This is a genomic window from Streptomyces sp. NPDC058964 (assembly GCF_042741275.1).
In the GTDB taxonomy this organism is placed as follows: Bacteria; Actinomycetota; Actinomycetes; order Streptomycetales; family Streptomycetaceae; genus Streptomyces.
The window spans coordinates 1-7,455 of sequence record NZ_JBHYKH010000452.1 but is presented as its reverse complement, the minus strand read 5'-3'; the positions used below and the strand labels follow the sequence as shown (position 1 = coordinate 7,455).

At 73.1% G+C, this 7,455-nt stretch carries 10 protein-coding genes; 8 read left to right on the top strand and 2 right to left on the bottom strand.

What is annotated here, in order from left to right; all coding sequences use genetic code 11:
* The first annotated feature begins 442 nt into the window (after positions 1-442).
* The 5 genes from ACFW2E_RS36615 to ACFW2E_RS36595 all read left to right on the top strand — a co-directional run bounded on the left by ACFW2E_RS36615 (position 443) and on the right by ACFW2E_RS36595 (position 3,854).
* Positions 443-1,021 (top strand): carbonic anhydrase, encoded by a 579-nt coding sequence (locus tag ACFW2E_RS36615; RefSeq protein ID WP_384473266.1) that lies wholly within the window; start codon positions 443-445, stop codon positions 1,019-1,021.
* A gap of 346 nt (positions 1,022-1,367) precedes the next feature.
* The gene (locus ACFW2E_RS36610) at positions 1,368-2,234 is read left to right on the top strand and encodes a slipin family protein (RefSeq protein WP_384473263.1); all 867 of its coding nucleotides are present in this window, start codon (positions 1,368-1,370) and stop codon (positions 2,232-2,234) included.
* Positions 2,170-2,724, top strand: coding sequence for a YbhB/YbcL family Raf kinase inhibitor-like protein (locus ACFW2E_RS36605; RefSeq protein ID WP_384473260.1), 555 nt, complete (start codon positions 2,170-2,172; stop codon positions 2,722-2,724). The genes ACFW2E_RS36610 and ACFW2E_RS36605 overlap by 65 nt, the downstream gene beginning before the upstream one ends.
* Before the next feature lie 87 nt (positions 2,725-2,811).
* Complete coding sequence (locus ACFW2E_RS36600) at positions 2,812-3,678, top strand: polysaccharide deacetylase family protein (RefSeq protein ID WP_384473258.1); 867 nt, start codon at positions 2,812-2,814, stop codon at positions 3,676-3,678.
* Positions 3,675-3,854, top strand: coding sequence for a hypothetical protein (locus ACFW2E_RS36595; RefSeq protein WP_384473255.1), 180 nt, complete (start codon positions 3,675-3,677; stop codon positions 3,852-3,854). The genes ACFW2E_RS36600 and ACFW2E_RS36595 overlap by 4 nt, the downstream gene beginning before the upstream one ends.
* Here the strand turns inward: ACFW2E_RS36595 and ACFW2E_RS36590 are convergent.
* Complete coding sequence (locus tag ACFW2E_RS36590) at positions 3,846-4,517, bottom strand: ABC transporter (protein WP_384473252.1); 672 nt, start codon at positions 4,515-4,517, stop codon at positions 3,846-3,848. The genes ACFW2E_RS36595 and ACFW2E_RS36590 overlap by 9 nt on opposite strands.
* The gene (locus ACFW2E_RS36585; RefSeq protein WP_384473249.1) at positions 4,514-5,410 is read right to left on the bottom strand and encodes an ATP-binding cassette domain-containing protein; all 897 of its coding nucleotides are present in this window, start codon (positions 5,408-5,410) and stop codon (positions 4,514-4,516) included. The genes ACFW2E_RS36590 and ACFW2E_RS36585 overlap by 4 nt, the downstream gene beginning before the upstream one ends.
* 35 nt (positions 5,411-5,445) lie before the next feature.
* Between ACFW2E_RS36585 and ACFW2E_RS36580 the strand changes: the two genes are divergently transcribed.
* From ACFW2E_RS36580 to ACFW2E_RS36570, 3 genes are all read left to right on the top strand, one after another.
* Positions 5,446-6,177: an aminoacyl-tRNA hydrolase gene (locus tag ACFW2E_RS36580; protein ID WP_384473246.1), complete on the top strand. Its 732-nt coding sequence runs from the start codon at positions 5,446-5,448 to the stop codon at positions 6,175-6,177.
* Positions 6,174-6,812, top strand: coding sequence for a TetR/AcrR family transcriptional regulator (locus ACFW2E_RS36575; RefSeq protein WP_384473244.1), 639 nt, complete (start codon positions 6,174-6,176; stop codon positions 6,810-6,812). The genes ACFW2E_RS36580 and ACFW2E_RS36575 overlap by 4 nt, the downstream gene beginning before the upstream one ends.
* A gap of 87 nt (positions 6,813-6,899) precedes the next feature.
* Positions 6,900-7,442, top strand: coding sequence for a TIGR03086 family metal-binding protein (locus tag ACFW2E_RS36570; protein WP_384473241.1), 543 nt, complete (start codon positions 6,900-6,902; stop codon positions 7,440-7,442).
* Positions 7,443-7,455 lie beyond the last annotated feature (13 nt).

Here is a 7,455-nt window from a genome sequence, read left to right as displayed (position 1 = left end):
CCGCCCGGGGGGGTCACGGGGGGGCCCCCCCCCCCCCCCCCCCCTTTTTACCCCCCCCGCCGGGGGCCCCCCCCGGTTTAACCCCCCAACCCTATTTGGCGGGTTACCCGCGTTTCTTGACCACCCATTGACGATTCCTTGGTGTATGCAAGACGCGTGAACCGCCGGAAAGGGAGCACATGTCCCGAGGTACGACGGCGCCCACCGCGAACTCGTCCCTCACCACCACCCCACCGCCCCGCACCCCTTCGCACCCCCGGAAACCTTCACACCCGCGCACACTCCGGGTCTCGCCAAGGCCAGGACCCGGGCCGGATTCAAGCCTTCCTCGACAACGGTGTGCAACCGTGCGAAAGCTTTCCGTGAGAGCCGGTTCACGCCCCCACAACCGCCGTGCAAGGCCGACGCGCCGCCGAGGCGTGCCAGGAGGAGTCCACACACCATGCAGCCCCTCATCGACAACGCCCGTACCTTCGGACAGCGCCCTGAGGAGTTCGCCAAGCTCGCCGAGGGCCAGTCCCCGCAGGTGCTGTTCATCACCTGCTCCGATTCCCGGGTCGTCCCGGCCCTGATCACGGGCGCCCGCCCCGGAGAGCTCTTCGAGCTCCGCACCGCGGGCAACATCGTGCCCCCGTACGCCTCCGAGCACCCCACCAGCGAGGCGGCCACCATCGAGTACGCCGTGGAGGTGCTCGGCGTCCGCGACGTCGTGGTCTGCGGCCACTCCCACTGCGGCGCCGTCGGCGCGCTGGTGCGCGGCGACGACCTGACCGCCGTACCGGCCGTGCGCGACTGGCTGGCGCAGGCGACCCCGCGCCCGGCGGGAGCGGCAGAGGACCCGGAGGTCGCCGAGGGGGTGCAGAGCCACGTACTGACACAGCTGCTGCGCCTGCGCTCGTACCCGTGCGTGGCCGAGAAGCTGGCGACCGGTCAGCTCTCGCTGCACGCCTGGTACTACGAGGTGCACACCGGCGCCGTACGGACGCACCGGCCCCGGACCGACACGTTCGAGGCGCTGTGAGCACGCCGGTGCCCGCCGCGACCGCCCAGTCCGGCTGCCCGCGGAAGTTGCCCCACTCGGGCAGGACTTCGCCGCCCCCTCGCCGTCCTCTGGTCACCGGCCTCGCGGGCGGCATCGCCCCTGGGCTGATGCGCGGCAACTGCACCGCCTGGACCACGCCTGCCGTACGGCTCCGGAGAACCGGGCCGAGCGGCTCAGCACGTCCGGCACGGAGCCGGTACGGGTGACGGCGGCCCAGCCGCACCCGGCCCGTCCGGTCCGGGGCCCGGGGCGTGGCCCCGGACCAGATAACGGGCATATCGTTACAAGAGCGGACACAAAGGGCCTCTTATGGAGGAGTGTCGTCATGCTCCAGGAACTGCTGGGGGCGATCGCCGCCGCCGGCGCCGTCGGTCTGGTGTACCTGGCCTCGGGCGTGCGGATCGTCAAGCAGTACGAACGCGGAGTGGTCTTCCGGCTCGGCCGCCTGCGGGGTCAGGTACGTACGCCGGGGCTCGCCCTGATCGTCCCGGCCGTGGACCGGCTGCAGAAGGTCAACATGCAGATCGTCACGATGCCCGTACCCGCCCAGGAGGGCATCACGCGCGACAACGTGACCGTGCGGGTGGACGCGGTCGTCTACTTCCGGGTCGTGGACGCGGCCGCCGCGACCGTCAACGTCGAGGACTACCGCTTCGCCGTCTCCCAGATGGCACAGACGTCCCTGCGCTCGATCATCGGCAAGAGCGACCTGGACGATCTGCTCTCCAACCGCGAGAAGCTCAACCAGGGCCTGGAGCTGATGATCGACAGCCCGGCCATCGGCTGGGGCGTGCAGATCGACCGCGTCGAGATCAAGGACGTGTCGCTGCCGGACACGATGAAGCGCTCCATGGCCCGCCAGGCCGAGGCCGACCGCGAGCGCCGGGCCAGGATCATCAACGCCGACGCCGAGCTCCAGGCCTCCAAGAAGCTGGCCGAGGCCGCTCAGCAGATGGCCGACACGCCCGCCGCGCTCCAGCTGCGGCTGCTGCAGACGGTGATGGCGGTGGCGGCGGAGAAGAACTCGACGCTGGTGCTGCCCATCCCGGTCGAACTGCTGCGGTTCCTGGAGAATGCGCAGCATCCGGTCGGTGACTCCGGGGTCCCCCACGACTACCGTTCCGGGCATGCGCCGGAGCTTCCTGATCGCAGCGGTGGTGACCACGATGGGCACCCTCCCGGGGTGCGGTAGCGGCACGGGCGGCTCGTCCGCCCCCACGCCCAGCGCCTCGCACCGCGTCACGGTGACGAGTTCCGCGTTCGCCGAGAACGGCACGATCCCGCGCAGGTACACCTGCGACGGCGAGGACGTCTCGCCGCCGCTCGCCTTCTCCGGCGTACCCGCGGACACCACGGGGCTGGTGCTCGTGGTGGCGGACCCCGACGCCCCGCGCGGCACGTTCACGCACTGGCTGATGTGGGACATCGGACCGCGCACCACGGAACTGCCCGCCGGCCGGGTGCCCCCTGGCGCCGTCCAGGGCCGCAACGGCTTCGGGAAGACGGGTTACGGCGGCCCGTGCCCGCCCAGGGGCGACAAGCCGCACCACTACGCGTTCTCGGTGTACGCCGCCGACCGGCGCCCGGACCTCGCCCCCGACGCCACGCTCGACGACGTCCGGCGCGCCCTGGCCGGTCACACCCTCGCCGTCGGCACCCTCACCGGCCGCTACGGCCGCTGACCGGACACACAGCCGCACGGGTGACTCCGGCAGGCACGGCAGAGCGCGTCGAGTGAATTGCCATATTTACACTCATATCTTCATGTGATGTTCACTCTTGTACAACGCGTCACCGCCGTCTGCGCCCTGGGTGCAGCCCTCGCCGCCTGCGGTACCGCGAACGCTCCGCACGCCGCGCGCCCGGCCCCCGCCCGTCCCGCTCCCGCCGCCTCCGAACCACCCACCCTCGCCCCGGGCCCGGGCGGCCTCACCCCGGTCTTCGCGAACGGCCCGCGCACAACGGACCGGACCGTCGCCCTGACCTTCGACGCCGACATGACGGCCGACCAGGGGCCGCGAGCGGCCGCGGGCGAGCACTTCGACAACCCCGCGCTCATCGCCACGCTGCGCGCGCTGAAGGTCCCGGCCACCGTGTTCATGACCGGCAGGTGGGCCGACGAGTACCCCGCCGAGGCGCGCTCCATCGGCCGCGACCCGCTGTTCGAGGTCGCCAACCACTCCTACAGCCACTACGCCTTCACCGGCGACTGCTACGGACTGCCCACCGTCGACGCGGACCACATGCGCACGGACGTGGAGCGGGCGTACACCGCCATCCGCAAGGCCGGGGTGCCGCGTCCGATGCCGTACTTCCGCTTCCCCGGCGGCTGCTACGACCAGAAGGCGCTGCGCGCACTGAGCGGGCTGGGCGTCACCGCCGTGCAGTGGGACGTGGTGAGCGGGGACGCGTTCGCGACCGACGCCGACGCCGTCACCCGCCAGGTGCTGGACGGGGTGAAGTCCGGTTCGGTCGTCGTGATGCACTGCACCCGCAGCGCCGCCCCGACCACGGAGCGGGTGGTGCGGGCCGTCGTGCCGGAGCTGCGCAAGCGCGGCTTCCGGTTCGTGAAGGTGTCCGAGCTGATCGGTGAAACGGGCAGGAAGCCGGTGACGGTGCCTACGCTGAAGAGATGAGCGACGAGGACTACTGCACGATCATTGACGCCCAGCCACCCGTCGCGGACGGGCCGCCCTACGCCGAATGCGTGCTGTGCCGGAAACCGACGGAGTACCCGGCGGCGTACAGAGGCATCACCATGTGCCCGGTGTGCGAGTGGCAGGAGGCGCAGCGCACGGCCTGCTCAGGCTGACCGCCGGCCGGCCAGCGCGCAGGCCACGGCACACGCCGCGGCGGTCAGCAGGGCCGCCGCGGCCAGCGGCAGCAGCGGCACCGGGACCCGGCCGGACTCCGAGCCGGTGACCAGTCCGCTCACCACCGCCTGCGCCGGGGAGCCCGCGACCACCACCGAGAGCAGCGCGGCCAGCAGCATCGCGGGCACCGCCCGGCCGGGCGAGCGCAGCAGCGGGCGATTGGTGAGCGCACCGACGGCCGTGCCGAGCAGGGCGCAGGCGAGGACGGCAAGGACTCCCGCCGCGCCCGCCTGGAGCGGCGGGACACGGGCACGGTGGCCGTTGGTCACCGGGTCGCTGATCAGGGTCACGGCCAGGGCCGCGGCTGTGCCGAGGGCCGCCGACGCGAGGAGGGCCGCCAGGAGGCAGGCGAGGTGGGCCCTGACCGGTCCGGTCGCGGCGGCCACGCAGGCGCGGGCCGCGGACGGCTCGTTGGTGACGCAGATCCGCACCAGCCAGGCCGCGACGGGCAGCAGTGCCGCGGCCGTGTAGCCGAGCGAGTCGAGCACCGGCTGGCCGCTCTGCACGCCGACGGCCAGGAAGGCCGCGTACAGGATGACCGGGGGCAGCCAGCGCTGGGAGCGCAGGAGCAGAGCGGCCTGGTAGCGCAGGAGTGCGGTCATGGGCGGGCCCCGGTGTCCGTGGGTGTCCCGGGCGAGGTTTCGAGAGGCGGTCCACCGGGGCTCAGGCTGACCACGTGCCAGGGCGGGCGGGCCGTGAGCAGGGCGCGCAGCAGGACGTCGGAGTGGGAGGCGCGGACGGTGAGCCGGTGCGTGCCGGGCGCGGTCTCCTCGGCCGAGGCGACCGTCCGTGTGACCTCGGGCGGCAGTTGTCCGCCGGCCGGGCCCCGCACGGTGACGACGGCGTGCGGGCCGGCCTGCGGACCCCCGCTCGCGGTACGGCGGTCGAGGGTGCCCTCGACGACCGCGTACGTCGCGTCGGGCGCCCCCGCGAGGCGGTTGGGATCGTGGTCGACGAACACGACGGCGGCCCCGGCGGCGGTGCGTTCGGCGACCGCGCGCTCCAGTTCGGCCCGGGCCGCGGAGTCCAGGCCGGTCCAGGCCTCGTCCAGCACGAGCAGCTCCGGCTCCGCGAGCAGCGCCTGGGCCACCGCGACCTTCTGGCTGCTGCCCTTGGACAGCTGTGCCATCGGCGTGGCGGCGAGGGCGGAGGCGCCGAAGCGCTCCAGCCATTCACCGGCCGCGCGGGCCGCCGTCCGGCGGGTCAGTCCGTGGACCGCGCCGAGGTGGGTGAGGTAACCGACGGCGGTGAAGGGCAGCGCCGGGGGGAACCGCTCCGGGACGTACGCCGTGCGGGGGCGGCCGGTGATGCTGCCCTCCGTGGGGCCGTCCAGACCGGCGACGAGGCGGAGGAGGGTGGACTTGCCGGTGCCGTTGGCTCCCTCCACCCGGATGAGGGTGCCGGGGGCGATGGTGAGGTCGACGCCTCTCAACACCCAGGGGCCGCGTATGCCGTAACGGCGGCCCACGCGGACCAGCCGAAGATCACGTCGCATGGGGCCATTCTGGTGCGGCCTTAGGGTTGTCTGTTGTGAGCCACGATTCGACATCCCCCGGTGACAGCCCTTTCCGTTCCGGACGCAGTGCGCGTGACGAGGCGCCACAGTTCGTGCTGCCCCTGGTCGTGCGGATCGAGCGGAGCGCCCCACCCGCCCGTACAGATGCGCTGGAGACCGCCGCGCGTTCCGTTCTCGCGCTGCTGAGCGACGAGCGCGCGGCCGGGGACGGCGAGTGGGCCCAGGCCGTGCGGGACTGGCAGGACGCCCGGATCCGGAAGGTCGTGCGGCGGGCCCGTGGCGCCGAGTGGCGACGGGCGGAGGCACTGCCCGGGATCACGGTCACCGGTAAGTCGGCGCAGGTGCGCGTCTTCCCGCCGGTTCCGCTGGACGGCTGGCCCAAGGACCTGGCGAAGCTCCAGGTGTCCGGCACCGACCTCGACGACCCGGAGCCGCCGCCCGCGCCCGGCCCGGCGGGGACGGTGCTGTGGATGAGCCCGGACCTCGACATGTCGGCCGGCAAGGCCATGGCCCAGGCCGGGCACGGTGCCCAACTCGCCTGGTGGGAGCTGTCCGGCGAGGAGCGGGCGGCCTGGCGGGACACGGGCTTCGCGCTCTCCGTGCGCACCGCCGACCCCGCCGAGTGGGGCCGGCTGACCGGCAGCGGACTGCCGTTGGTACGGGACGCGGGCTTCACGGAGATCGCCCCGGGCTCCTGCACCGTGGTCGCCGATCACCCGGCGCTGCGCCAGGGACTGCGGAGATGACCCGGCTGGACGGGCGGGTCGAACGGGGCAACCGGACCCGGCAGTTGGTGCTGCGCCGTACTGTCGACATCGCCTCGGTCGAGGGGCTGGAGGCGCTGTCCGTGGGACGGCTCGCGACCGAGCTGGAGCTCAGCAAGAGCGGGGTGTTCGCGCTTTTCGGGTCCAAGCAGGAGCTCCAGCTCGCGACCGTGCGCGAGGCGGGGCGGATCTTCGCCGAGCGGGTGATCCGGCCCGCGGAAGAGGTCCCGGCGGGCGTCGGGCGGGTGTGGCGGCTGTGCGAGCTGTGGCTGGAGTACTCGCGCGGGCGGGTCTTTCCCGGTGGCTGCTTCTTCTACGGGGTCATCGCCGAGTTCGACGCGCGGTCCGGTCCGGTGCACGACGCGGTGGTGTCGGCGCAGCGGGCGTGGACAGCCCTGGTGGAGCGCACGATCGACGAGGCCCGCACGGGCGGCGAGCTGCGCTGCGGCACCGATGTCCCGCAACTCGCCTTCGAATTGGTGGCGTTGATGGAGACGGCCAACGCCGTCTCCGTGCTGCACGACGAGGAGAGCGCCTATCGCCGGGCCCGGGTGGGCATCGCGAGCCGGTTGCGGAGCGCGGCGGTGGACGGGGTGCCGTTGCCCCGAGTGGACTGATCCACCCGGGCGCCCGGCCTCGATGCGAGAGGAACCGGCCGCCCGAAACAACTAGCACGACCGTTCGCACAGTTTTATGCTCGGGTCATGACTGTCACCGGATCGGACATCGTGGAGCTCGACCGGATCGCCGTGTGCGAGGCCCTGCGGGTGGTGGGACTGGCGCGGGACGCGGACTGGGAACGGGACACGCCGTGCGCGGGCTGGAGCCTGCGGCGGCTCGTGGCGCACATGACCGCCCAGCACCTCGGGTTCGCGGCGGCCGCGCGCGGGGCGGGACTGGAGGCGGCGTACTGGCGGGAGCCGGAGGACATGGACGAGCCGGCCCGCGTCCACCGGATGGCCGCGACGGCCGCGCTCACGGCCTTCGCCGAACCCGGCGCGACGGAGCGGGAGTTCGCCCTCCCCGAGCTGGGCGGGAGCTTTCCCGGACGGCTGGCCGTCGGCTTCCACTTCATCGACTACGTGGTGCACGCCTGGGACGTCGCCGCGGCCCTGGGGGTGGGCCTGGAACTGTCCGACGACGTCCTCGCAGCGGCGCTCGCCCAGGCGAGGCGGGTACACGCAGGCCCCGCCCTCCCCGGCCCGGGTTACGCCATAGCCCCAGCCCAGGACGTGACCCGAGGGTAGGGGCCACAGGTTG

What these genes read in the sequence shown, in the direction of transcription:
- ACFW2E_RS36615 (WP_384473266.1), top strand. Translation starts at nt 443, where the DNA reads ATGCAGCCCCTCATCGACAACGCCCGTACCTTCGGACAGCGCCCTGAG.
- ACFW2E_RS36610 (WP_384473263.1), top strand. Translation starts at nt 1,368, where the DNA reads ATGCTCCAGGAACTGCTGGGGGCGATCGCCGCCGCCGGCGCCGTCGGT.
- ACFW2E_RS36605 (WP_384473260.1), top strand. Translation starts at nt 2,170, where the DNA reads ATGCGCCGGAGCTTCCTGATCGCAGCGGTGGTGACCACGATGGGCACC.
- ACFW2E_RS36600 (WP_384473258.1), top strand. Translation starts at nt 2,812, where the DNA reads ATGTTCACTCTTGTACAACGCGTCACCGCCGTCTGCGCCCTGGGTGCA.
- ACFW2E_RS36595 (WP_384473255.1), top strand. Translation starts at nt 3,675, where the DNA reads ATGAGCGACGAGGACTACTGCACGATCATTGACGCCCAGCCACCCGTC.
- ACFW2E_RS36590 (WP_384473252.1), bottom strand. Translation starts at nt 4,517, where the DNA reads ATGACCGCACTCCTGCGCTACCAGGCCGCTCTGCTCCTGCGCTCCCAG.
- ACFW2E_RS36585 (WP_384473249.1), bottom strand. Translation starts at nt 5,410, where the DNA reads ATGCGACGTGATCTTCGGCTGGTCCGCGTGGGCCGCCGTTACGGCATA.
- ACFW2E_RS36575 (WP_384473244.1), top strand. Translation starts at nt 6,174, where the DNA reads ATGACCCGGCTGGACGGGCGGGTCGAACGGGGCAACCGGACCCGGCAG.
- ACFW2E_RS36570 (WP_384473241.1), top strand. Translation starts at nt 6,900, where the DNA reads ATGACTGTCACCGGATCGGACATCGTGGAGCTCGACCGGATCGCCGTG.